This is a genomic window from Pelagicoccus sp. SDUM812002, from assembly GCF_031127835.1.
Taxonomy (GTDB): Bacteria; Verrucomicrobiota; Verrucomicrobiia; order Opitutales; family Opitutaceae; genus Pelagicoccus.
Genome location: NZ_JARXHX010000021.1, coordinates 1 through 23,352 on the forward strand (window position 1 = coordinate 1; position 23,352 = coordinate 23,352).

General features: G+C 53.5%; 27 protein-coding genes. 11 read left to right on the top strand and 16 right to left on the bottom strand.

Going from position 1 to position 23,352, the window contains the following annotated elements; all coding sequences use genetic code 11:
• On the bottom strand, positions 1-995 hold a 995-nt coding region (locus QEH53_RS20360; protein ID WP_309025065.1), incomplete at its 3' end, for a histidine kinase.
• 15 nt (positions 996-1,010) lie between these two features.
• Entirely contained in the window at positions 1,011-1,175 is a 165-nt protein-coding gene (locus QEH53_RS20365; protein WP_309025066.1) for a hypothetical protein, read from the bottom strand.
• A 112-nt stretch (positions 1,176-1,287) separates the two neighbouring features.
• Between QEH53_RS20365 and QEH53_RS20370 the strand changes: the two genes are divergently transcribed.
• Positions 1,288-1,827 carry a hypothetical protein gene (locus QEH53_RS20370; protein WP_309025067.1) on the top strand — a complete coding sequence of 180 codons (540 nt, stop codon included), beginning with the start codon at positions 1,288-1,290 and terminating at the stop codon, positions 1,825-1,827.
• A 46-nt stretch (positions 1,828-1,873) separates the two neighbouring features.
• Here the strand turns inward: QEH53_RS20370 and QEH53_RS20375 are convergent, their stop codons facing one another.
• A complete protein-coding gene (locus tag QEH53_RS20375) occupies positions 1,874-2,728 on the bottom strand; it encodes an alpha/beta hydrolase (protein WP_309025068.1) in 855 nt (284 codons plus the stop codon).
• A gap of 219 nt (positions 2,729-2,947) precedes the next feature.
• On the opposite strand from QEH53_RS20375, the gene QEH53_RS20380 reads away from it, so the two are divergent.
• The 5 genes from QEH53_RS20380 (at position 2,948) to QEH53_RS20400 (ending at position 8,139) form a co-directional block, all read left to right on the top strand.
• Positions 2,948-3,520 (top strand): LysE family translocator, encoded by a 573-nt coding sequence (locus QEH53_RS20380; RefSeq protein WP_309025137.1) that lies wholly within the window; start codon positions 2,948-2,950, stop codon positions 3,518-3,520.
• Positions 3,521-3,832: 312 nt separating this feature from the next.
• Positions 3,833-5,023, top strand: a complete 1,191-nt coding sequence (locus QEH53_RS20385; RefSeq protein WP_309025069.1) for an MFS transporter — start codon at positions 3,833-3,835, stop codon at positions 5,021-5,023.
• Positions 5,024-5,096: 73 nt separating this feature from the next.
• A complete protein-coding gene (locus QEH53_RS20390) occupies positions 5,097-5,468 on the top strand; it encodes a BlaI/MecI/CopY family transcriptional regulator (RefSeq protein ID WP_309008822.1) in 372 nt (123 codons plus the stop codon).
• A gap of 1 nt (position 5,469) precedes the next feature.
• Complete coding sequence (locus QEH53_RS20395) at positions 5,470-6,954, top strand: M56 family metallopeptidase (protein ID WP_309025070.1); 1,485 nt, start codon at positions 5,470-5,472, stop codon at positions 6,952-6,954.
• Between the two features lie 123 nt (positions 6,955-7,077).
• Positions 7,078-8,139 carry a PA0069 family radical SAM protein gene (locus QEH53_RS20400; RefSeq protein WP_309025071.1) on the top strand — a complete coding sequence of 354 codons (1,062 nt, stop codon included), beginning with the start codon at positions 7,078-7,080 and terminating at the stop codon, positions 8,137-8,139.
• A gap of 10 nt (positions 8,140-8,149) precedes the next feature.
• Here the strand turns inward: QEH53_RS20400 and QEH53_RS20405 are convergent, their stop codons facing one another.
• Entirely contained in the window at positions 8,150-8,668 is a 519-nt protein-coding gene (locus QEH53_RS20405; protein WP_309025072.1) for a hypothetical protein, read from the bottom strand.
• Positions 8,669-8,815: 147 nt separating this feature from the next.
• On the opposite strand from QEH53_RS20405, the gene QEH53_RS20410 reads away from it, so the two are divergent.
• Positions 8,816-11,635 carry an ATP-binding protein gene (locus QEH53_RS20410; RefSeq protein ID WP_309025073.1) on the top strand — a complete coding sequence of 940 codons (2,820 nt, stop codon included), beginning with the start codon at positions 8,816-8,818 and terminating at the stop codon, positions 11,633-11,635.
• A gap of 64 nt (positions 11,636-11,699) precedes the next feature.
• On the opposite strand, the gene QEH53_RS20415 is transcribed toward QEH53_RS20410, so the two are convergent.
• The 5 genes from QEH53_RS20415 to QEH53_RS20435 form a co-directional block, all read right to left on the bottom strand.
• Positions 11,700-11,891, bottom strand: coding sequence for a hypothetical protein (locus tag QEH53_RS20415; protein WP_309025074.1), 192 nt, complete (start codon positions 11,889-11,891; stop codon positions 11,700-11,702).
• A 25-nt stretch (positions 11,892-11,916) separates the two neighbouring features.
• Positions 11,917-13,131, bottom strand: coding sequence for a nickel pincer cofactor biosynthesis protein LarC (gene larC / locus QEH53_RS20420; protein ID WP_309025075.1), 1,215 nt, complete (start codon positions 13,129-13,131; stop codon positions 11,917-11,919).
• Between the two features lie 6 nt (positions 13,132-13,137).
• Positions 13,138-13,794 (bottom strand): nickel pincer cofactor biosynthesis protein LarB, encoded by a 657-nt coding sequence (larB, locus tag QEH53_RS20425; protein ID WP_309025076.1) that lies wholly within the window; start codon positions 13,792-13,794, stop codon positions 13,138-13,140.
• A complete protein-coding gene (larE, locus tag QEH53_RS20430) occupies positions 13,791-14,624 on the bottom strand; it encodes an ATP-dependent sacrificial sulfur transferase LarE (protein WP_309025077.1) in 834 nt (277 codons plus the stop codon). Before larE ends, larB begins: the two co-directional genes overlap by 4 nt.
• 220 nt (positions 14,625-14,844) lie before the next feature.
• Positions 14,845-14,979 (bottom strand): hypothetical protein, encoded by a 135-nt coding sequence (locus tag QEH53_RS20435; RefSeq protein WP_309025140.1) that lies wholly within the window; start codon positions 14,977-14,979, stop codon positions 14,845-14,847.
• Between QEH53_RS20435 and QEH53_RS20440 the strand changes: the two genes are divergently transcribed.
• Positions 14,932-16,485, top strand: a complete 1,554-nt coding sequence (locus tag QEH53_RS20440) for an ATP-binding protein (protein WP_309025138.1) — start codon at positions 14,932-14,934, stop codon at positions 16,483-16,485. The genes QEH53_RS20435 and QEH53_RS20440 overlap by 48 nt on opposite strands.
• Here the strand turns inward: QEH53_RS20440 and QEH53_RS20445 are convergent.
• The 7 genes from QEH53_RS20445 to nadC form a co-directional block, all read right to left on the bottom strand.
• Positions 16,482-16,970 (bottom strand): hypothetical protein, encoded by a 489-nt coding sequence (locus QEH53_RS20445; RefSeq protein ID WP_309025078.1) that lies wholly within the window; start codon positions 16,968-16,970, stop codon positions 16,482-16,484. The genes QEH53_RS20440 and QEH53_RS20445 overlap by 4 nt on opposite strands.
• Positions 16,971-16,974: 4 nt before the next feature.
• The gene (locus QEH53_RS20450) at positions 16,975-17,418 is read right to left on the bottom strand and encodes a DUF2721 domain-containing protein (protein WP_309025079.1); all 444 of its coding nucleotides are present in this window, start codon (positions 17,416-17,418) and stop codon (positions 16,975-16,977) included.
• A complete protein-coding gene (locus QEH53_RS20455) occupies positions 17,411-17,851 on the bottom strand; it encodes a DUF2721 domain-containing protein (protein WP_309025080.1) in 441 nt (146 codons plus the stop codon). The genes QEH53_RS20450 and QEH53_RS20455 overlap by 8 nt, the downstream gene beginning before the upstream one ends.
• Before the next feature lie 86 nt (positions 17,852-17,937).
• On the bottom strand, positions 17,938-18,483 hold the full coding sequence (locus QEH53_RS20460; RefSeq protein WP_309025081.1) for a pyridoxamine 5'-phosphate oxidase family protein: 546 nt from the start codon (positions 18,481-18,483) through the stop codon (positions 17,938-17,940).
• A 42-nt stretch (positions 18,484-18,525) separates the two neighbouring features.
• The gene (locus tag QEH53_RS20465) at positions 18,526-18,900 is read right to left on the bottom strand and encodes a DUF2007 domain-containing protein (protein WP_309025082.1); all 375 of its coding nucleotides are present in this window, start codon (positions 18,898-18,900) and stop codon (positions 18,526-18,528) included.
• A 111-nt stretch (positions 18,901-19,011) separates the two neighbouring features.
• Positions 19,012-20,001, bottom strand: a complete 990-nt coding sequence (locus QEH53_RS20470; protein ID WP_309025083.1) for a biotin--[acetyl-CoA-carboxylase] ligase — start codon at positions 19,999-20,001, stop codon at positions 19,012-19,014.
• Between the two features lie 30 nt (positions 20,002-20,031).
• A complete protein-coding gene (gene nadC, locus QEH53_RS20475) occupies positions 20,032-20,943 on the bottom strand; it encodes a carboxylating nicotinate-nucleotide diphosphorylase (protein ID WP_309025084.1) in 912 nt (303 codons plus the stop codon).
• 120 nt (positions 20,944-21,063) lie between these two features.
• Here nadC and QEH53_RS20480 point away from each other — a divergent pair, with 120 nt between their 5' ends.
• From QEH53_RS20480 to QEH53_RS20490, 3 genes are all read left to right on the top strand, one after another.
• Entirely contained in the window at positions 21,064-21,366 is a 303-nt protein-coding gene (locus tag QEH53_RS20480) for a hypothetical protein (protein ID WP_309025085.1), read from the top strand.
• Between the two features lie 94 nt (positions 21,367-21,460).
• Positions 21,461-21,829, top strand: a complete 369-nt coding sequence (locus tag QEH53_RS20485) for an Hpt domain-containing protein (RefSeq protein WP_309025086.1) — start codon at positions 21,461-21,463, stop codon at positions 21,827-21,829.
• Positions 21,830-22,168: 339 nt separating this feature from the next.
• Positions 22,169-23,308: a response regulator gene (locus tag QEH53_RS20490; protein ID WP_309025087.1), complete on the top strand. Its 1,140-nt coding sequence runs from the start codon at positions 22,169-22,171 to the stop codon at positions 23,306-23,308.
• Positions 23,309-23,352: the final 44 nt, after the last annotated feature.

Below are 23,352 nucleotides of genomic sequence, written 5' to 3' on the forward strand. Positions count from 1 at the left end.
AGCGAGGCCGACGGTCCGCAGAGGAGTTTGAGCCGCTCGCGGATGTTGTTGAGCCCGATCCCGTGCGACTCAAGGTGGGGGGCGGCAAGTCGCCCGGTATTGAGTACTTCTAGGACCAGCTTGCCTCGCTCCCCACGGGTGTTGATGACGATTTCCCCTCCCGAAGGAAGTTTCGATAGGCCGTGTTTGATGGCGTTTTCCGCGAGCAGTTGGATGGCCATGGGGGGAATCTCATAAGCGTCGCATTGGGTGTCGGTCTCGATGGAGTAGCGAAGACGGTTCTCCATGTGAATTTTTTCAAGGTCGAGATAGTCGATTACGGTAGCGAGCTCGTCCGCAATCGTGATGGTCTCCACTTGGTTCGACCGCATAGAGCGGCGTAACAGTTCGGAGAGCTTTGTGATGGCATCCCGCGCTTTTTCGGAATCCTCTAGCACGAGGGCACGGATGTTGTTGAGGCAATTAAAGATAAAATGAGGGTTGATTTGCGCTTTGAGGGCGATCAGTTCGGCGTCCTTGACAGCTGCTTGAAGCCGCCACTTTTCGATTTCTTCGCTCTTGTAGTTCCGGATGGCGTGGTAACTAAAGAAAGCCAGCGACCAGAGCATTAGTATGATCTGGGTTTGGAAGATGTAGATAAATAGGAAAATTATGCTGTACGGACGCTCCACCGTAAAGAGGTCGAAGGGCCAGAACATGATCAGCGAGACGAGGAGCTGACTAATGGTGGAAATGAGCAGGGTAGAGAGAGCGAGTCGAAAGATGAGCTTGCGAAAGGAGAGACTTATCCAATTCGCGCTCAGCGAATGGTTTCGCAGAAGGTGGGTGGAGAGGAAGAGAATGGCAGCCCCCGAATAGGCGACACCTGCGGTGCTGGTCGCGGGAATGTCCGAAATGAAATTGCGGTTGGAAATGTATCCGATCGTGCCATACACGCTCCACGTAAGCGTTTGCAGAAGCCAGTAGACGGTTTTCGGTTTAGGGGCGTGTGACATTCTAATGTGGTGGGCTCAACGGTAGCAGGCAGATTGCTTTTTGGATCGTCTCATACCGTTAATCGTGAGGAGTAGCAAAACGATGACAGGTGGTATGAAGCCTTCGAGAGATTTTCCCAGGAGGAAAGCGATGTACAGGAGAATGCAAAGGGTGAATAGAGAAGCGATTCGGTATTTCATTTTCGATAGATTTTGAGGTTAGGGAAATCGACTTGCAGGTTTGGGCTCAGCTTGCAGCGTGGTAGGTATGTTTTTGCGAGTGCTTTGGATTTGTTTGGCGACGATCTGTCTGTTGTCCGACTCTCTAGCCAGCGGGTTGCCCGATGGGCGGTACGCCCCGCGGCGTCCGGGAGAGCCACCTTCTCACCAGCGTTTGCAGCGGCAGAGCTACTCTTCTCAACCGCACTACCAGCAACCGCGCCAGACGCAGGCATACAACTACTTCCAGCCGGTTAGACCGCAGTCGGAACCGGTTCAGTACTCCCAGACTCCTCGTCCCTTCACGCATACGTCGCAGCTGGCAGTTGCATCCCCTAGTCAACGCTTTGCTCCCACCCGTCCTGACGAGAAATGGGGGCGAGCAAGGCCGAAGGAGAAGATTTCGACGCGGTCGGTTAAGACCGCCTACAAGATTTACAAGGGGTATCATTCGATCAAGCAGGCGACGGCCGTGGCGCAAGCCAGGCCGGCAGAAGAGCTGTTTGTGGAAGCTGTGGAAGATACAACGAGCCCTCCAACAATGGCCAAGATTATCACTTATCCGATTAAGCTAGTGGCCAGCGTGATTGTGGAAGTGGTGCGGACGGTCGCAGTGGATTGGTGGAGGCGTTAGCCAGTTTTTTGGCGGTGGGGATACCGTCCGCTTATAGCGATGCCGGCTAATCTCTCAGGATCTTATCTAGTTCTTGGTTAAAGAGCTCGGGGTCGTCCCACATGATGAAGTGTTTTCCGCGTTCACTCATCACGAAGCGGTAGTTAGTGTGTTGAGCGTATTGGGAGCGGAAGGTGTTTGCTACGCTTTCTTGAGTGGCTCCAAATTGAGCGTAGCCGTACCAGGCTCCTAATACTGTGGTGGGTGTTTGGATTTTGGATACTTTATCGCGCAGGTCGATGGTGTTGAGTTCGTACATGGCTTGGGCTACGGAGGGGCCGTGGCTTGTTAAGGACATAGCATGCGCGCGATCGATGTTTCTGGGGTCGGTGACCATGGTTTGCAGCATCATTTGAAGTTGGGCCTCGTTTTGGCTGCCTTGGCTCGTCATCTCTTTTTGTGCCTTCGCTTGGGCCTTGGTGGTTTCTACGGTCGCTGTCGGATTCATGACGGCGGGAAGAAAAGGTAGACTATCAACGACCATTAGTTGTGAGGCTATTTCCGGGTGATCGATAGCAAGGGAGAGAGCGATAAAGCCGCCTAGGCTGTGTCCGACGATGAGCGGTTTTTCGAGGGACTCTTTCTTAATATAACTCGCGAGATCTTCTTTGACGGTGTCGAGAAGAGGCTCGTTCACTGCCAAGGGTGGAGTACCTGCGAATCCAGCGATGCTAAGAACGTGGCATTCATAGGAGTCGCTGTATCGAGCGACTGCCTCGTCCCAGACGCTACCGTCGCAGGCGAGGCCCGGGATAAATAGGATTGGAGCGCCTGAGCCGCTGACTTTCACCTCGAAGCTAGGAGTTGCGAATGCGGCTTGGGCGAGGCATAGGATAGATGTGAGTATGAGTTTTTTCTTCATTGGATTAGAATCGGTTTATTGAACACCCTTAATCTGCGGGTTAATCGATCGTTTGTGAGGTGGTTTCGTGGGAGCGGTCGAAATCGAGGGCTAAGCGGTTACGGATGAGGACTTGAGAATTCGCGCTGGCAAGTCTCTCGATCTCTGGCAGTAGAGAGAGGGGTGTTTGAGGCTTCTCAATGGTATGTCTTCGTTGGCGCGTCCGTGGCGTTGGTTGCGGTGCCGGGTCCTGCAGTAGCATTCATAGTGGCTAGGAGTGTCGCTGATGGCAGGAGGGCCGGATGTGTTACTGCCAGTGGTATTTGCCTCGGAAACCTGATACATGCGATCGCCGCTGCTTGGGGCGTTTCCGCTTTGATCGCCTCGAGCAGATGGGCCTTGGATGGGGTGCGTTACGCTGGCGCTGCGTATTTGATATACCTCGGTGTGCTCGGTCTACTAGGGAGTCGGAAGAACTCACAGGGTTTAGGAGTGAAGCAGGTCCGGTCTGGGCGGTCCGACTTTCTGAGAGGAATATTAGTAGCCTTGCTAAATCCCAAAGTGATTCTTTTTCTCTTAGCTTTCCTGCCGCAGTTCGTCGATCCGACTCGTGGTGAAGTGAGCATGCAGCTTCTGGTATTGGGCATGGCTTTTGTGGGGATCGGCTGGTTGGGAGATAGCGCTTGGGCTTTGCTTTCAGGAAGCTTAGCGGGAGCGGTTTCGAAAGCGGCTCCGTCTCGATGGTTGGCTGTGTTGTCGGCCTTGTTTTTTATCGCTTTAGGTGTGTTGACTGTGTTTTCGGGATTAGACTAAGACGCCACCGTAAGCACTGATCGTTTTTCGAGCTTGCTCTTTGGGAGTCAAAGGATTGGCTGCCTTCGAATGTCTAAACTGCCGTTAGCCAATTCTCAGCAAAACGAAGCGCTTATGCTCCGTTCGCTTGTGGCTGTATCCAAATGGTCTGTTTCTGGTCTCGATAAGACCCGTCACGTGGCCCATTGCGGTAGGGAAGGTTTATTCAGATAGTCGATACACGATAAGTATCTGTTTCTATAAAGCCCCTGCTGCTCTCTGAGTCAGCAGGGGCTTTTTGTTTTCACGCATTGCTCGAAACCATGACGTAAAATGAAATCCCCCGTCCAATCCCTAAAGGAACTCTCGATTGAAATTAGTTCCCTGCCGCAACCTGTTTTCGTGCTGGTGCTTGGTCAGTTCTGCAATCGCTTTGGCGCTTTTGTCTTTCCCTTCTTCGGCCTTTATCTGAAGGATAAATCATTCGAACTATCGGAAATTGCTGGTGTCATGGCGGCATTGGGGACGGGACATTTTCTGGGACCGATCGCTGGAGGGTATCTCGCAGATTCGATTGGGCGTCGCAATACGATCGTGGTTTCATTGCTCGCGAGTGGGAGCTCTTTGATTGGGATGTATTTTGTAGACAACTACATCCTATTGCTGGTTGTGGGGGCTTTTTATGGATTTTCCGTTTTCATCTTTGGAGCGCCTGCTAGCGCTTTGTTGACTGATCTTGTTCCGGAGGAGAAGCGGGTGACTGCGTTCGCTCTCTTTCGTTTGGCGATCAACGCTGGTTTCGCGGCCGGACCTGCGGTGGCGGGCTTTCTTTATGTGAAGTCGCCGATGCTAATCTTCCTGGGAGATGCCTTGACGACATTCCTATTTGCAGGCCTCGCTTACTTTTTCTTGCCGCATGGATTGCGTAGCATCGAAGGCAAGGCGACTTTCCGTGGAGTAGTGGATAACTGGCGCAATGCGGTGGTGGATGCTTTTGGCAACCTTCGTTTCCGCAGGTTCCTGATGGCGGTGCTTTTGATGGGTGTGTCCTTTTCCCAGATCTTTACCTTGCTCTCAATTTATGCTTCGGACCGGGGGCTTTCGCCAGCAACTTACGGTTGGATAATGGGGTTGAATGGGTTGCTCATCATCTTCGTAGAGATTCCTGCGGTGCAATGGTTGAAAGGACGGGACCCGCGTAACGTTCTGATGGTCGGCTATGCCTTGATTGGCGTGGGGTGCTTAATTTTCGGCTTTGCGGAAACGCGGACGGGATTTGTTTGGGCCATGATCGTCTTCACGATTGGCGAAATCGTGGCTCTGCCGATAGGTATGGCATACAGTAGTAGCCTAGCTCCAACGGCATATCGCGGCCGCTACTTCGGGCTGCGAGGCATGACTTGGGCGGCTAGCAACCTGATCGCAAGTGGGGGAGTCTGGCTCTACGGGCATATGGGGGCTTCTTGGTGGCTGCTCTCCGGCGTTTTTGGCGTTGCGGGAGCATGGGTCATTCGCAGAGAGTGATCGCTCTTAAATTTTATCTAGGCCTTGACTATTTACTACAACCGTAGTCTGTTAACTGTCTCGTTTTAATGCTATGGAAAAAGGCCCCAAAATATCCGATGCAGAATGGGAAGTGATGAAGGTAGTCTGGGATCATGCCCCAATGACCGCTACTGAGGTTCTCGACCTGCTGCCCCATGATCAATGGAAGCAAAAGACTGTTAACACCTTCTTGGCTCGTTTGGAGCAGAAGGGAGTTATAGAGTCTCAACGCGAAGGACGCGCCAATGTCTACTCCTGCCTTCTCAGCGAAGGGGAGTGCCGACGGACCGAGGGAAGCCATTTCCTTAGCAAAGTGTTTCGGGGCAAGGTTGCTCCGATGATGCTCCACTTCATCGAGAACGAAGAGTTGTCTGATGGTGAATTGGATGAGCTAAGAGCGATCCTCGACCGGAAGGCAAAATAACATGGCTGATTTATTTTGGTCCTACTGGGATGCATCCGTACGCTTTGCGTTGCTGAGCTTTTTTATGCTCTTGGCCATACCGGCGCTAAGGCGTTGGCTTTCGCCGAAGCTCCTTTGCTGGGCTTGGGCTTTGTTGGTGATCCGGCTTTCGCTTCCAATCGCTTTGCCGTTTAGCCACAGCATATTTAACCTCAGCGAAAACTTGCAGCCTTCGACTTGGACCAGCGTTTTGCGTAGTGGTGTCGTGGAGTCCGGTTGGGGCGAAACCTTGCTGCCCGATTTTCGTACGCAAGACGAGCTCATCAAGAGCACCATGGTCGGATTCTCATGGGAGAACGCTCTGGTATCGCTTTGGGCGATAGGCATCTTGGTTTTGTTGGCTAGACTGCTGGTGAACGCTATTCGCCTGCACCGTTTTTTTGGTAGGGCCGAGCGAATCAACTCGGGTCGTCTTTATGACATTTTCAAGGACACGCGTCGCCGCTTCGGAATTCATGCGAATGTACCATTGCTCGTATCGAAGGATGTGAAGACTCCGGGTATCGCAGGCATTTTCAATCCTCGTGTGGTTATTCCAAAGGTGCTGGCGGACGAGTTAAGCGACGAGGAGATTCGCTGCGTACTGCTGCACGAGCTTACCCACTTTAAGCGAGGCGACCTTTTCTTACATCATCTGCTGATGCTTGTCTGCTTCGTGCACTGGTACAATCCGTTGGTTTGGTTGGTTTTTCGCCAGTTCAAAATCTCCATGGAACAGGCCTGTGATGCGGACGTGGTCAACACGGTCAGCATCACCACCGTACGCGACTATGGAATGACCTTGCTGCACGTGATGCAGCGCTGCCGTGGTTCATTGGTTTCGCCCGCGGGAGCGCTTTGCCTGCTCGGCAATCGCAAAGCGAGTGCCCTGCGGGATCGGATTCATCTGATCGCAAGCCCTCGGCGTTCCGCCCCTTTGTTTGCGATTCTCGGCTTAGGGCTCTTTGGAGCCTCCTTCGTTTATTCTATCACGGAAGAAGCGGAGGTTGAAAACGAGGCGGAACGTTTGTTGGGTCTGACTCGGTTCTCCGGTTCGGCATTCTTTCGCTTAACGGGTCAGGATCGCGATCGGACTGAGGACATCGAAATCGGCCGACTGCTCGATTCCGCGCTGATGAGTAAGCCGCGCAGCTGGTTGCAGGAAGTCGATGTTAGCCCGCTAGCCGGACGCGAGGTGATTGCTCGCGTAACGTATGAAGTAGATGCCGGCAGCGAAGACCAGGATTTCTGGATTTCGGTCAAGAACGAGGAAGGCCGAATCATAAATCGGGCGTCTACATCCTTAGTGAGCGATGCTGGGTCGGATGTCCGCTTCATGGACTTGAGGCTAGGTCTGGCGGCGAGCGCTCGAGAGATAGACTACGGCCTTAGCTCGAGCGGTGCCTCGGGGATTTGGCTTAGGTCATTCGATTTGATAGAACCCTCGGGAAGATCAAGAGAGAGATGATTTCTAAAGCCGTATCGGAAATGATGATACGGCTTTTTGGTGACTTTTTCTAGAAGGCTCGTACCGCCGGATTTCGGTAATTCTGGGTTGTGGGAAGCCTGTTTGTATCTATGATCATACTAGATGGAGCAAGTGCAGGAAAAGCAGGCCGGAAGGGGTGCAAATTCCAATCCGAAGAACCGCTTCGAGCGGCTGGAGATCCTTGTGGATGATGAGGCACACCAGGAGGACCGGCCGCGGTTGAGAACCCGTTTTTACGACGACGCGTCTGAGTCGATCATCACTTACAATTCCAGCCCTGACATTCCGTTTGATGCGAGTTTGAATCCTTATCGCGGATGCGAGCACGGCTGTGCCTATTGCTACGCTCGGCCGACTCACGAGTATTTAGGCTTCTCGGCGGGCCTTGATTTCGAGAGCAAGATTCTAGTGAAGCGACGGGCGCCGGAGCTTCTGAAAAAGGCGTTATCGGCGAGCAAATGGAAACCGCAGTTGGTCGCCATGAGCGGGGTGACGGATCCTTACCAGCCGGTAGAGAGGCAGCTCTCTTTGACGAGAAGTTGTTTGGAGGTTTTGTTGGATTTCCGGAATCCGGTGGGGATTGTCACCAAAAACCGGCTGGTTGCTCGCGATGCGGACCTACTGGCTGAGATGGCGAGTTTGGATCTCTGCAACGTGTCAGTCTCGCTAACGACGTTGAACGCAGAATTGGCCCGCGTGATGGAGCCGCGCACCAGTTCGCCGAAAGGGCGGCTTGAGACGATCTCAACCTTGGCTTCTGCTGGGGTCCCGGTCGGCATCATGATCGCTCCCGTGATCCCAGGATTGAACGATCACGAGATCCCCGCTATTTTGAAGGCAGCCAAGGAAGCGGGGGCGAGCTTCGCGACCTATATTCTGCTTCGTCTACCTCACGGGGTGAAGGATGTATTTTTTGATTGGATGGATCAGGCCTATCCTTCCCAGCGAAACAAGGTGGAAGGCCGTTTGCGGGAGCTGCGTGGAGGGCAGTTGAATCGGACGGAATTCGGTGAACGTTTTTCCGGTAAGGGAATTTTTGCTGACCAGATCAGGCAGCTGTTTCAGGTGAGCCTAAGACGGGAGGGACTCTCTTCGGAATCTCCAACGGTGAAGACGAGCCATTTTCGACGAGCGGAGTCGCCTCAGATGGAGTGGGAGTTTTGAGGTGGACAGTCTAGTCTCCCTCTGGGAAATCGGGCGCAGTGAATCGACGGACCTTGTCTTTGTAGATACGGATTTCTCCTTCTACAGGCTCTCCGGTACCTTCGAGGTCGCCGCGGTAGTAAAGGATTTCGTCGGTGTCGCGGCGCACTGAAAATTTGCGGGTGGTAGGTTCCCCGAGGGCATCGATGACCTCATCGACGGTGAGACCCGTCGAGATGCTATCCCAAGAGCTCGGCGAGGTCCAAGCGCCGCTGGCACGCACTTCCGCTTTTTTCAGCTCGATACGCATGCTGTCGAAAAGGTTTTTGCGCTGTTGGGGCTTGATGTCCGAGCTTTGCGATTCGAGAGCTGCGACTGGGGGAACATCCGAATTTTCCAAGTTGGCGATCCGCTCCTCCAAATTGGCAACTTGCTGACGGAGCGCCTGTAACTCGACTAGTACTTGATCGAGCTTTTCCTCGGCGTGCAGCGATTGGAAGGATGCTAGGTAGATAGCGAGACACAGAACGTACGGGATTTTTCGAAACATGCTTGAATCTGTTTGAGCTAGGTATGTGGCTGCAAGCCCTGTTGTTGGTTAAAAAGACTTTAAACTGCCGGTGTATTTGAGGAAATTTCCCAGATCCTTATCCATCCGCGATTCAGTGACGAAAACATATTGTTTTCCTCCAAAGTCGTGACTCTCTCGAAACTGCTAACACTGTTGTCTCTTAAGATCCTTATCGTGGTGATTGTCACCATGAGCACGATCTCGGCACTGGCGTGGGGAGTCGCGGTGATGCAGAAATCATCGGGAGAAGGATCGGTTCACCGCAGAATGATAGGCGAGTTTGTCTTCCATGCTCGCGAGATGAGGTTGCTTCACGATGTATTTCTTTCGAGAGACACGGACTACCTGAGTTTTTTGGTGGAGAGCCGGATCCTTAAGTGCGAGGAGGTCATCGAGGCTATGGCGGCCAGTGGGAAGGCGAAACAGGATTACGAATGGGACGCTGTGGAAGGAGCGTTTCGTGATTACTTGAAGCTGGCGGATAAGGTTATCGGCTACCAGAATAGCGACTCCTATTATCGGGATTTTCAAAAGGGCTCGGAAGCATTCGAGTCGACCTTGGGTCGTTTGGAGCTGAGAGCGGAAACGGTGCTGCGAATGCAGGAAGCTGCTATACGCAACATGAAGTGGCTCGCTCTGGTTGGATCGCTTTTAACGCTTGGGGCCTTGGCCTATTTTTACCTGCGAACGATCAAGGAAACGATTCGCAGGTTGTCGGCCCCGATTATCCTCCTATCTCGCACTGCCGATCGAGCTGTTCGAGGCTCCAACAGTATCAGGTTAGCGAATACGGAGGTCGTTGAGCTCAAGAGTTTGGGTGAAAGCTTGCAGCAGTTTTCCAATCAAATGCATGAGTTGGTCGCTGAGCGAACCAAAGAGCTTACCCAGTCTAATTCCGCACTGGAAAAGCAAATCGAGAGGGCGGAGGAATTCGCTCGGCGGGCAAAGGAAGCGGAAGAAGCGAAGTCAAATTTCTTGGCAAGCATGAGCCACGAGATTCGAACTCCAATGAACGGGATTCTGGGTATGAATACAGTTTTGAGAGAAACGTCCCTCAACGATACCCAGCGTCGTTATCTGGATACGTTATCTAATTGCTCCGAGACGTTAATGGTTTTGATCGATGATATCTTGGACTTTTCAAAGATCGAAGCGGGTAAGCTCGAGATGGACAATAGTCCCTTTGACCTGATCGAAGTGATGGAGGAAGTCGCGACGCTTTTCGCTCTGAGTGCGAGCCAGAAAGGCTTGGACATCGTCGTTTTACCGGATGGGAGACTCAGCGAGCCGGTTCTAGGTGACTCGCACCGTCTAAAGCAAGTCCTCTCGAACTTGGTCAGCAATGCGATAAAATTTACAGAGCGAGGCTCAATCGAGCTTGGCGTCGAGTTCGAGACGGAAGCCGATAGCTTAGTGGCGAGTATTTGGGTCCGGGATACAGGGATAGGAATCCCCGAGGAGATCCAAAGTAAGCTTTTCCAGGCGTTTTCGCAAGCGGATGGCTCGACATCTCGCAAGTTTGGCGGGACCGGGTTGGGCTTGGTTATCAGCCAACGACTTGTGGAATTGATGAACGGTCAGATCGGCGTTTTCAGCAACACCGGAAGTGGTTCCAGATTTTGGATACGCATACCTTTTACGCGGGTAGATGGGCCACGCTTTCAGCTTGGTGACAGGAAACTTGACAAGCTTTCCGATCGAAATGTCCTGATCGTCTCAGATCGTCTGGAACTGGCTTTCTCGCTGAAGTATTCCCTGGAGGCAGTGCCTGTCCGAGCGGAAGTCGTGCCTGACTTCGAGTCGAGTCTGCCGTTAATGGAGGAGGCGAGCTTGGCGGGTCGGGCGTTCACCGATGTCGTTTTCGATGAATCCTTGGGACTCGGTCCGTGGAAGGCATGTTTTAAGGGGATGAATATCCGGAGCTTAATGCTGACGGATGCATCCCATCGCAGGACTGATCTTGATGTAGCGGTTTCTGGAATACAATTGTTGTTCGCTCCAGTTTCGGCTCGCCGTATTCTGCGTTCGTTTTTGAATGATCTGGTGTCGAGCTCGAAGAGTGGATCGGAATTACAGTCGCTACCTCAGTTTTCGAAAGCGAAGATCCTAGTGGTGGACGATAACATCGCGAATCGACTGGTCGCAGATGAGTTGTTCAAGCGCCACGGTTTCCAGCCGGATATGGCGACGAGCGGGTTGGAAGCGATCGAGGCTACTCGGCGGACCAAATACGACATCATATTTATGGACTGCATGATGCCGGAGCTGGACGGCTTTGAAACGACGGGGCTCATTCGCGGAGGGAGTGGGGGAACTCTCTGTCGCGATTCAGTGATCATCGCTTTGACTGCGAACGCGATGTCGGGAGATCGCGACAAATGTTTAGACGCGGGGATGGACGACTATCTCGCCAAACCGATCCGGCCAAAAGTTCTGACCGAGAAGCTACTGCAGGTTCTCGGCAAAGGAGACGACCTGCAGGCAATTTCCGCTTCGAGGCAGAGATTTCAGGTTTCAGCTCGGGAGGATGACAGCGTTCATACACATTCGTCTTTTGAGGTTGCAGCGCTTCTAGGGCCCCGTACCGAAGCGGAGCTATTCGATATGAACGAGCTCATTGGTATGTTCGGAGACGACAAGGAACTCATCGGAAGCCTCATCGATCAGTATTTGAGTGGCTTGGACGAGACTTATGAGGCTCTACGACTCGCCATAGAAGACGCTGCTGACATTAATAAAGCTCGCCTGCACTCGCACACGATGAAAGGGAGCTCTCGAAGTTTTGGAGCAAACCGTTTGGGCGATATCGCGGACTCGGTAGAAAATGCCTGCCTAGGAAACGACTGGGAATCTGTAGAAAGAGCTTGGACTATGATACCGGCGACTGTGGAAAAAACCAAGGCAGCGGCGCAAAGACTCGTTGAGGAGATGATGGGCGCTGACTAGCGACCACAAAAAAGCTCGCTGCGTAAGAACGGCGAGCTTGGCTGCGGTAGGATTTGCAAAAGTGTTACTTCGTGTCCCTTGGCTTCTTGCGAAAAGTCGCTATAGCGACTGCGACAGCTGCTAGAGTGGCGACGCCTGTGAATATGGTGAGCCAATTAACTTCCCACCCGGAGTGGGAGTGAGGTACGGCAGTAGTGTGAGCGGATACGCTGGCTGCAATAGCGAGAGATGCAAAGGTGGTGGTCGTCTTTTTCATTTTTGTCAGGAGTCTTTGGAGGGTCTCAGGATCGGGCAATATTTCGTTTCAGTTCTTGGAGGGAAATATGGTTCTTCTGGGCAAGTTCTTTGAGGGATTCGTATTCGAGCTTGGTCTTCTTTTTTCCGGAAGGCATCTCGGATTCCTTAGCTAGAACCGTACCGTAGTCGGTCTCGATGGCAACCTTTCTTCTGGCGAGGGTTCGTCTTTGAGCTTTATGGAATCGGACGCCGATGCTGCTGCTGTTTTCTAAAATATAGTCGGCCACGGCGTCTCGGGATTCGGAAGTGGACAAGGCGCTCAGAAGGATTGCCGGGCGACCTTTTTTCATTTGTACGGCGCTTAGATGAAAGTCTAGCGCGCCCGCCTCGATCAGGCCATCTTGGAAGTCCGTGCCGAGATATTCGCCAGAGAAATCGTCCAAGTTGGTTTCGACCACCCAGACTTCGGTTGCTTCAGTTTTCGCGGGGGCGAGCAGTGAAGTGCGAATAACATTAGCAGCCCTGAAATCTTTCTTGCCCGGCCCATAGGCGATTTCCTGGGTGGGAGTCGGAGGGGGGGTAAACTCGGGCTGAAGGTATTTTAGGATTGCGGCGCCCGTCGGCGTGCAGCGTTCGCCTTGCTCATCACCTTTGTAAGTTGGGATCCCTTTAAGGATGTCTGCAGTTGCGGGGGCAGGTACCGGGAGCAACCCGTGCTCCGTCTTTACCGTTCCGAAACCGAGGCAGACTGGATCGCTGTAGCACTTTGAGATATCGAGGCGATCGATTAGCACTGCACAGCCGACGATATCCAAGATCGAGTCGACGCCGCTTACCTCGTGGAAATGGATTTTCTCGATGGGAATATTATGTATCCGAGCTTCGGATTCGCCGATGATTAGGAAAATCGATTTCGCTATTTCCTTGGCTCGCTGGGAAATGTGTCCCGCTTCGATGAGCGCGAGTATGTCGCTAAGGTGCCGATGCGGAGAATGATCGTGACTGTGTGCGTGGCCGCCGTGGTCGTGGCTGTGTGAGTGTGTTTCGCTGTGGGCCTCTCCTGTATCGATAATGTTGATATGCCGGCAGACGATACCGTTTTTGTTGAGGGTTTGGATTTCGACTCTTCCGTCTGGAAGGTGAAGTTTGGCGGGTAGTTCGACGACCTCGTCGTAAGCGTCGGCGAGGGAACAAAGAGCGCTCAGCAGCATGTCTCCGGCGATGCCAGAAAAGGGTTCTAGGTAGAGGGTGTTGGACATGAGGACTTAGGCGAAACTTTGGATGATTCGGTAGGCGGCCATGGCGGCGCCATAGCCGTTGTCGATGTTCACTACTGTGAGGCCGTTGGCGCAGCTGGAAAGCATGGTATTGAGGGCGACGGTTCCGCCCTCTGAGACGCCATAGCCTACGGATGCGGGTACAGCGATGATGGGTTGGGGAAGCAATCCACCCACCGCGGTGGGCAGGGCTCCCTCGAATCCGGCCACTACGATCAGGACTTTGTATCTCCGAAGCTCGTCGACCTTGGAAAGCAGACGATGAATCCCAGCGATGCCAATGTCGTTGTACCGCTTAGCCTTGCAGCCTAGAAACGTGAGGGTGTGGTAGGCTTCGTTGACCACGAAAGCATCGGAAGTGCCGGCCGAGAGGATTGCTATCTCGCTCGCGCTGCCTTCCAGGTCGGGAGAATCTTCAAGAGCGAAAATGCCGGAAATCTCGTCGTAGAAGCTCCCCGGAAAGCGTTCTGCGAGGGCGACGCCTTTGCTCGGTTGCACTTTGGTTGCGAGTGCGTTCAGCCCTTTTTCCTTATAGCTTTGCAAGATGTCGCCAAGCACGGCGAGAGGCTTGCTTGCCCCAAATATGACTTCGGGAAATCCTAGGCGTTCAGTGCGGTTGAAATCTATTTCGAAGGAGTCGCTCATTTTTGAGAAGGCAGGTCGCGGTTCAGTTTTCCTGATACCAATCCTTCTGCATCGAGGGTAGTATTTGGGAAACCGATTGCGGCAAACGTTTCGGTAATTTTTGGCAGGTGTTTTTTTAACTGCTCGAGGTCCCTCGTGGGGACTTCAATTCGCGCTTCCTCTGGGTAGTGTCGAACGCGCGCTTGCTTGAATCCATATCGGGTCAGGACGGTTTCCGCGAGCTCGATGCGACTCAGCTTCTCGCGTGTGACTGCTTGGCCGTAGGGAATTCGGGAGCTGAGGCAGGGGCTGGCGGGCTTGTCCCAGTTGGAAAGGCCGAGGTGTCTCGCGAGCTTGCGGACAGCAGTTTTGTCGAGGCCACAATCGGCCAGCGGCGAACGGACCTTGGCTTTGGAAGCTGCCTGCAAGCCGGGACGATAGTCGCCAAGGTCGTCGCTATTGGTTCCGTTGGTGGCGACGAATCCGGGGTGTTTTCCGAGTAGAGCGGAAAGGTCTTGGTAGAGGTGGCTCTTGCAGGCGAAACAGCGATTGAAGGGGTTGGTGTAGTAGGCTTCGTCTTCGATCTCCTGGGTGTGGATGATTTCGAGCTTAATATCGTGCTTCTGGCAGAAGTCTTTGGCTTCTTGAAGATCGGAGCGTTTCAAGCTCGGCGAGTCTGAAATGCATCCGATGGCGCCCTCCTTGCCGAGGAACCTGCGCGCGAGAAAAAGCACGAGAGCGGAATCCACGCCTCCTGAAAAGGCTGTCAGGCTGCCCTGTATCTTGCCGAACCATCTTTCGAGCTCGAGCAAGGTATCTTCAGTTTTCGATTCGGAGTTCACTCTTTTCATACTCGGGAAGTGGGTATTTGACTGCGAGGCTTGAGTAAATGCGAGGATAGTCTCGCTTAGATTAGATCTAGTAAGGCTGCGGATAAGCTTGATTTAAGAGGGACAACCCTGACAATCGTCCTCAGGGTTTTGCGAAAAACGCCAACACGTGCGTCTTTTAAACCCAATAATTTTCGAGCAAGTTGTGTAAAGAATCGCTAGGGTTTGGGAGTCGTCCACTTTAGGTATGGTCGAAACAGAACACGTCAGTAAGAGGAGAGATAATGAGGAGGGGCGTCGCGAGAAGAGCGTTCGCCGCATTCTCGTAGTGCAAGAGAGTGAAGTAGATCGAGAGTTCTTGGAGCGCTTGTTTCATGCTCGAGGAATGCTTGAACATTTCAGCCTCAGCTTCGCTTCGGATCGAACCGAGGCTCTGGCCTTGCTCAAGAGCCAGGGATTCTCGGTCCTCTTGTTGGACTTGGGGCTAAGCTCGGTGGTCGACATGCAGTCCCTCGATGTTTTACAAAAGAATGCAAACTGTCCCTTGCTGATCCTAAGTCCGATGGATGACCGAGACATCGCTCGCGAGGTCATGCAAAGAGGGGTCCAGGACTACATCAGCAAGAATGAGCTGACAGCGATCGCCCTGGAGCGTACCATCAATCACTCCATCGAGCGCTACCACTTGATAGCTGAGTTGTCTCAGGCCAAGCGCAAAGTGGAGGCCGCCTCGCAGGCGAAGAGCGATTTCCTCGCCGTCATGAGCCATGAGTTTCGAACTCCGATGAACGGGATCATCGGCGGGATCAACCTGCTTTCCTCGCTTTGCGAGAAACCTCAATCGCTCGAGCTGCTCAATATGATGAGGCAGTGCGCGGAGAGCCAGTTGACACTGATTGGCGATGTGCTGGACATCAGTAAAATCGAAGCTGGCGGTCTGGAGCTTGCATATGAAGCTTTCAGCCCTCGGGACCTGATCTCCAGCGTGCTGAGCGCGATGTCATATTCGGCCCAGGAAAAAGGGCTCAAGCTCGCGGTCGAAATTGCCCCAGGTATGCCTAGCGAATTGATCTCGGACGCACGGCGCCTGCGCCAAGTGCTGGTCAATTTGGTCGGCAACGCCGTCAAGTTTACCTCGGAAGGGGAAGTGAGGATCCATGCGAGAAAGTTGGACGGTGATTTGGTCGAGTTCCGGGTTACGGATACTGGGATCGGCATCGCTCCGTCGGATATCGATAAGGTTTTCGAGACCTTCACACAGGTCGACTCCACCTATAGTCGCCGGTATCAGGGGACAGGTTTGGGTCTAGCCATCTGCAAGCGCCTGGTTCACATGCTGGGAGGTACGATCCGAGTCGAAAGCAAGATTGGCGAAGGGTCGGACTTCCGTTTCACAGTTTCTTGTCGCGATCGCGAACAGGTAACCGAGCAGATGAGGGACCTCGAGAACGAGATGTCAAAGGGCTTTGCCAGAGCGTATCCATTGTCGGTTTTGGTTGTGGAGGATAGTCCGTTGGTTCGCAGCTTTTTTTCTGCTACCCTGGCAAAGCTCGGCTACGAGTCGCACGAGGCGAACAATGGTTCTGAAGCGCTGCGGTTAGCGGAAGCCAATCACTACGACGCCATTTTCATGGACGTTCGCATGCCAGACCTCGATGGCTTCGAAACGGCCGCAATGCTCTTTGAAATTCAGGAAAAGCGTGACGGGGGAATACCGTATGTAGCTGCCATAACCTCTACCGTTAACAAGGATGTCAGGAGAAAATGCGAAGCGGTGGGGATTGACTGCCTGCTCGGCAAGCCGATCGAAATCGAAGAAATTTGCGCGACTCTCAGGACTGCCTCGCTTTCGAAGCAAAAGCTAGCGAAGCGGAATCACTAAGCGTCGCCTTGGTTCTTCAGCCAATTCCAAAACCCTTCGAGGTCTGGGTCGTCGACACCCTCCTGCTCGAACTCCTTGTCGAGCTTGATCGCGGAGTCAAGGTGGTCTGAGGCGCCTTGGAACTCCCCGAGGAGGGAGCAATAGCAAGCGAGATTGTACCAGAGGACGGGTTCTCGTGGATGGAGGGCCAAACCTTGTAGGGCGACTGCCTTGGCCTCTCCGTACATGTTCATCTCGCGCAGGGCGTAGGCCCAGTTTGTCCAAGCCTGAGGTGAACCGGGTAATTGCTCTGCTAGCTGCTTGGAAACAGCCGCCATGACCTCCCAGTTCTTGGTTTCCAGATACAGACGGGAACGCATGAGGAGAACGTCGTCCAGGATTCGATCCGAAGCAGGGATTGCGTCTAGCTCGACAGATGCTTCCTCCAGCATGCCGAGCTCTATGTATCCGTTCGCGTAGGACAGGCGTGTGGCTGTGGGTATCATGCTCTTAGGAGCGATTATTGACTTCTTCCTTCAGTGTCACGAAGTGTTGGGTTGTTTCGCGGAGGGCGTAGAGCAAGCCTGATGCGAGGGCCACCAGACTGCAAAGGAAAGTGGCGATGACTGCCCCCGCGAGGGGTAGATCGGCGATGGTGGCGAATGCTAGTAGAACGGCTGTGAGGAGCGATAGACACATCGAGCCGTAGAGCGTAGCGATAGCGTTTCGCAGGAGAAGAGAACGTTGCTTCAGGTTGCTGATCTGTTTCTCGAGGGAGCTGGCGTAGTCGATGTTGTCACGGCTTCCGTCAGAGACGAGAGTACGAATCCCTTGCACGATTCGGCTGAAGCGCGTCTGCAAGGCCCAAGCCAAGGTCGCGGCCGATGTCATCATCAAAAATGGGGCGAGGATAGCCTCGTAGTTTTCGAGGGTGAGCTGTGTCAGGTCACTCATCTGAGATCTCGAGTTGCACGATTCTGTAGGAAAGGATGGCTTCGCGCGTCGCATAGCCGAGACCGACGAAAAGGAAAGCAAGGGAGAGTCCGAAAAGGATGAAGACAAGAACTGAAGAAGCGATGGAGCTGAGCACTCCAATACCCAAGGCTATCGAAGAAAAAACGAGAAAGACAACCGTGGTATAGAAGCAAAAGATGGCGTTTCGCACCAAGCGGGCCCGTTGCATTAGCGAGGCAATTTGCTGGCTCACCCGATTTAAGGTAGGGCTGAATGGCTCAGCGCTCCGACGCTCGCTGTTCAGCTGACGTATGACACCCACTAAGGTGCTGTACTTCGATTGCAACCCAGCGAGCAGCAGCCCCACGCCGGTTACCAGCACGGCTGGCGCGAGGGAAGCATTGATGAAGTTGATTGCGTCCTGTAGTTGCATCGTGGCTACGGCTTGACCAAATATGGGCCCGTTTCAGCTGACAGGAAGTAACGCAAAGAAAACAGCCCTTGTCGACTGTCTACTCGTCAGAGGGAATCGATAGCCGGGAGTCCGTCGATGCTCTTGATATTCTTTTCCTGTTGGTAGGCGGCGACCCCCTCTTCACCTTTTTTCGAAGCCCACTTATCCAGAATGTCGCGGTTGCCGAGATAGTCGTAGTAGGGCACGGAGTAGCCGCAGGAGTCTGCGACTCTATTGACGTCGAGGTGGATGATCGCTCGTGTTCCCGGGTTATCCGGGAAGGATGCAGCGAGCTTTTTGTATTCGGCCGTACCTTTCAGGTGAACGGTACCTTTTCCGTGGAGACGGAATATTTGCGGAGGTCCCTCGAAGGCACAGAACATGAGGACCATGCGGCCGTTTTCGCGAAGGTGGGCGATCGTCTCGGCGCCACTACCAGTGTAGTCCTGGTACGCGACGGCCAGTGGGCCTAGAACGCGGAAACTGTCACCGCCTTTTGGAGACAAGTTTACGTGACCGTCGCCTGCCAGGGGAGCGGTTCCCACAAAGAACATTTTCTGCTTCTCGATCCAAGCGATATGCTTGGGTGACATTTCTGGGTGGATTTTCATAGTGAGGCTCGTGGTGAGTGGACAGTTGATGAGAGACCAGACCTAAAGACGTTTTGATTCGAAGCTTCTCTTGCAATCTGCGCAGTCTAGCTCGTTCGATTTTGCGGGCAGTATGAACCCTATGATAAGCCCGATTGCCGCAGCAGGTCCGATCTTTCTGTATTTGATATTTTGAGACCCGCAGTGTGGGCAGGTGACGATTCCTCTTTCGGAAGGTGTCAGCGACAAAATTTCCATCGCTCGCTCTTGGTCTTCTTCTCTCACTTGGAGGCGGATACCTCCGATCGCATTGGAGTAGAGCCAGTTCATGGAGACCATGGTTTCGTCCGCGATGAATGCCTCGATTCCGCTTCCCTCAAGCCTCATCCTTGCGAGATAAGCTTCGTCGGGAGACTGGAATTTGACTAGGGTTACCATTAAGATAGCAGAGTCATGTGGGTCTCAAACGCGGAGCGAGGACTCTGTAGAAGTTTGCACGAACGACGGACTTGGTCTGCTGCGTTGAATTCGTGAGGAAGACGAGCTCGACTAGCTCTTTTTTTCGATGGTGACTTCGCCTGCTCGAGCGAGGAAGCGCGTGCCGTCGTCTCTTTCGATTATGAGAGAGCCACTGGAGTCTATCCCCTTTGCAACCCCGGATATTCGGCTTTCCCCTTGGATGAGGGTTATAGTTTTGCCTGCGAGCGTATCGTATCGAGGCCAGCGTTCCTTTAAGGCGGCTCGGTGGCTGCCGTCGGAGAGTTGTTTGTAGGCGATCGCGATTCGTCCAGTTATTGCGGATACGAGCTTGTTTATATCGAAGCTTTGACCCGAACTTTGGCGAAGGGAGGTGGCAAGCGCCTTGAGTCCCTCTGGCCAGTCCGAGCCATCGCTATTGACATTGAGCCCGAGGCCTAAAACGGCGCTGAGTACTTGGTCCGCCTCCATGCGGGCTTCAGTCAGGATTCCGGCAACTTTCTTGCCTTCTATGTGTAGGTCATTTGGCCACTTTACCTGGCAGTTGACGCGACAAATGGAGTTGATGCATTCGCAAATGTTGATGCCCATCCACAGCGTGAAGAGTGACATTTGGGAGGGAGAAATCTGTGGCCGGAACCCGAAGCTGGCATAGAGGTTCCCGTTTTGTGGGCTGTGCCAAACGCGTCCGAGGCGTCCGCGTCCAATTGATTGTAGTCTGGAAATTACTACGAAGGGCGCTTCTTGGCCGTTTGCGATGAGCCGTTCCGCTTCCGAGTTGGTACTGTCCACCTCATCTAGCACGATGGCTTGGAACTTGTCTGCAGCGTGTTGAAGTCGAGCTTGGATCAAGGCCTGGTTTAGCTGCTCCGGTACCTTGGTGAGTCGGTAGCCCTTGCTACGCACTGCTTCGAAGTCGAAGCCTTGGGCCTTGAGCTTCTCCATGTATGACCAGACGGATACGCGAGAAACGCCGATTTGCTCGGCAAGCTCGCTGCCGGAGACAAAATCGCCGTCTGCTACGAGGAATTCGCGAATGATGAGAACGTTGGTGTCTGACATGGAAGGTGAGGAAATGGGGAAAGCTGTCTCTTAAGAATCGAGGCCAATGTCGATCCAAGTAGATTGGTGCACGGTGGCTCCGGTGGAAATAAAGTCGAGCCCGAGTGACGCGAGCTGAGGTATAGACTCGATCGTGATTCCACCGCTGGCTTCTGTCACCGCTTTGCTGCCGATCAGATGGACTGCTTGCTTGAGCTGCTCGGACGTGAAGTTGTCGAGTAGAATGATGTCCACCTGCGCTGCCAGCGCGTGCTCGATTTGCTCCAAGGTGTCGACTTCCATCTCTACGAGGATTTCCGGATTGCGTCTCCGCGATTCGGATACGGCTTCGATGGCGGACTGCCTGGGGTCGGAGCCGAAGGCGGCGAGGTGGTTGTCCTTAAGCATGACGCGATCGTAGAGGCCGATCCGGTGGTTCCAGCCGCCTCCGCATGCCACTGCGTACTTTTCCAGGACTCGATAGCCAGGAGTGGTTTTCCGGGTATCGAGCAGGCGGGTGGTGGAGTGGCCGAGAGCATCCACGTATTGGCGAGTGAGGGTGGCGACTCCCGAGAGCTTTTGCAGAAAATTGAGTAGGGGGCGTTCTGCGCTGAGCAAGCTTTGTACTGGTCCGGTCAGGGTGCCGATGGCGTCGCCTTTGGCGATCGTATCGCCGTCGCTAGAGAATGCCTCGAAAGCGAGCTCGCTGTGGTAGGCGGAGAGCACGAGGGGAGCGAGCTCGGCTCCGCACAGGGTCAGTGCGGTGCGGGCCCGCAGGGTGGTCTTTGCCGACTGCTTGGCGTCGAGCAACGCGGAGGAGTGGTCTCCCGGTGTTTCAGTGCCGCCGCGGAGGCCGCCAGCGGTGAGATCCTCGGACTTCGCGAGCTGTATGAGGGCGTTGAGCGGAGCGAGGTCAAGGTCGGCCCAAGTGAGGCGTTGGCAGCAACGGTCGGCTTTTTTCATCGGTTGGCGGAATAGTGGGGTTGATTGCGAAAGAGTGAAGGGCGAAAAAGCGAAAAGTAATCGAGGCAGGCGGATCGATTGACGCTTGAGCGGGACGAACGGCTTTGTTTGGATTTTGCCATGAATTTGCAGGAGTTTACCGAGTCAGTGGAATCAGATGCTGCTCCAGAAGGAATGGACGGTGCTTTGTCGGCGCTTTGGTGGGATGCGAAGGGCGATTGGAACCAAGCCCACGAGCACGCTCAGGATGCGGGAAACCGAGAAGGGGACTGGGTGCACGCCTACCTGCATCGCAAGGAGGGAGATGAGGGAAACGCGGGCTATTGGTACTCGCGTGCGAGCCAGCCATTTTTTGAAGGTTCGCTAGCGGATGAATGGAGGCATATCGCCGGTACTTTGTTGGGCGAGGGCTTCGCGACTTAGTTCCGCCAGTCAGATAGGGCGTTAATCCGTTGGCGAAATTCTCTCTTACGGCTTTTTGGATCGTGATTAAGCGGTAGATCGGTTTTTCACAGTTATGACTGAGGAGAATCCTACCCCTCCACGACTGTTTGCTGCGGAAACTCTTAGGTGGCGCTTGATGAACGACGAGGATTTGATGAAAGACGTTATGGACGCGTGTTTGATCGACCTCTCTAGCAACTTTGACCGCTTCGCCAAGCAGCTCACGGAGGGGCAAATCGAAGAAGCTAGCAAAACTGCGCACGCTATCAAAGGTTCGGCCCAGACTTCTGACCTAAAGGCCTTGGCTTTGCTTGCCGCTGAAATCGAGACTGCTTTGTTGAGTGGTGATACGGCTGTTGCCCAAGGTCGTTTGGGAGCTCTTTCGAAACTGGTAGAAGACTCAATACGAGCGGTTAAGGAGTATTTTTCGAAGCGCCCGTAGTCGGAAAGGGGTGGAGGTGTGACCTTGGATGCTCTCCCATTGCCGTCAATCATCGCCCGTGACGTTCGAGCGCGCGAGGTACATCTGGCAATTCTGTCAAAAATTAGCTAGCGCGTACCCCCGTTTCACAGGATTTTTATCAGGTGCGAATTTGCAGCCTCTTACCCCTATAAAAGGTCTGCTAATTAGCCTCATTGGGCTGGTTAATAGCCCTCTTATGCTACGTAAGGAGAAGTGAGCGCCGATCCCTAGTGTAGTCGGGCGGACCCGGGCAGCCAGCCCTTGGTCGCGCATATCAACACCCCTCCACAAAAGAATATCTAAAAAACGAACCTTCGTATGAATACCACTCGCGGATCTATCCTTGAAGAAAAAGTCTTCGCTCCGGTCAAAGTTCTGATTGTTGACGACAGTGTACACGATTATCGCTCCCTGTCCGTTATGATAGGAAACAACTCAGACAATTCCTATGAGTTCGACTGGGCACGCAATTCGGAGGAAGCGGAGTTGAAGCTTGATGGGTCTAGCTACGAGATTGTGGCTGTAGATTACAATCTGGGATTAGAGGAGGGATCGGAGGTGATCGAGCAACTTTCTGGTCAGTATCCAGGCTCTGCGTACATAATGGTGACTGGCAACCAAGATCCGGATGTCTACAAACGCGGGATCCGAGCGGGCGCGGTCAATTTCGTGCAGAAAAACAAGGATTGCGGAATTATATTCGATCGTATGGCGCAGTACGCGATCGAGAGGAAGCGAGCAGAGAATTCACTCAAGATCGCGAACGCATCTAAGGACAAGTTGATGTCGCTGCTCGAAACGGATTTGGCGACTCCCTTGTTCGCGTTGAATCAGCTTCTATCTACGACAATCAAGGAAGCTGAGAACATGCCTAAAGAAATGTTGATTGAATTTCTGGATACGGCCTACCAAACCTCTTGCGAGTCCTTGGTGGCGACTCGTGAATTGCTCGATTGGGGACGAAGCGTCCGCGGCGCCATGCGCCTCAATCTATCTATGGTCGATGTAGCAGGCTGCTTTCACCGAGCGGTACGCCTGCTCACCGCACTCGCTGACGAGCGCGGTATTTACATCGCCCAAAGCGGCATTGTCGATGTTCGGGCATATTGCGACGAGCGGATGGTCTCGACAATTCTGCGTAACCTCATCGCCGCCTCGCTTTGCTATTCCGCGAGCGACAAGATTGTCAATGTAGAGTCCAAAGTCGAATCGGGTCTTCTCTCGATTTCGATTTCCTGCGAAGGTCGCGGAATAGAAGCGAGTGACTATGCCTCTCTTTGCGACGTTTCGAGACAAGCCGCCGAGGCCCAGAATGCAGCGGACCGCCAAGCGATTTGTTCGATTCAAGTTGCGAGCCATATGCTCGACTCGATGGGGTGTTCCCTTGATATACGAAACGATTTAAATAGCGGCGTCAGCTTCGCATTCGCGTTGCCGCTCGATTTGCCAACCGTGTGACAAACCTGTTTCAGTGAGCGGAAGCGTCATCCTCGAAATTACGA